Annotated in this window: 1 protein-coding gene; it reads left to right on the forward strand. The window is 57.8% G+C overall.

Translation table 11 applies throughout. The features are described from left to right. Positions 1-545 (forward strand): IS110 family RNA-guided transposase (locus AC1DRN_RS29990; RefSeq protein WP_477786933.1); only part of this gene is annotated, 545 nt, incomplete at both ends.

Consider the following 545-nt stretch of genomic DNA (forward strand, 5'->3'; position numbering starts at 1 on the left):
CCGGTAAAAACTCAGGCCCAACAAGTGCTAGCCATGCTGAACTCCACCCGAGACTCGTTCATCAAGGATCGCACCGCCACCGTCAATCGGATTCACGCCGCGCTTCTGGAAGTCGGCGTGAGCCTGGCCCCGGGCTTCAAGTCGATCAACGCGCTACCGGAGCTGCTTGAGGCGAGTTCAATTTCTGAGCCGTACAAAAAAAATCTGATGAGACTGTATCGACACTTCAAGCATSTGGAGGAGGAGATCAAGTCGCTGGATAAGGACGTGGAATGCCAGGCCGCTGAAGATGATCTGGCGACTCGCTTGATGACTCTGCCCTGTGTCGGCYCGATCACCTCCACCGTCCTGGCTGCCGAGCTGGGCGATGGCAAGCAGTTCAAATGTGGCCGAGGCTATGCAGCTTCCATCGGGCTGGTCCCCAAGCAGCATTCCACGGGCGGCAAGTCCGTCCTGCTGGGCATCAGTAAGCGCGGTGATCGCAACCAGCGACGCCTGCTCGTCCAGTGCGCTCGTGTTTACTTGATACAACTGGAGCGACAGAA

This window comes from Pseudomonas sp. P5_B3, assembly GCF_056400405.1.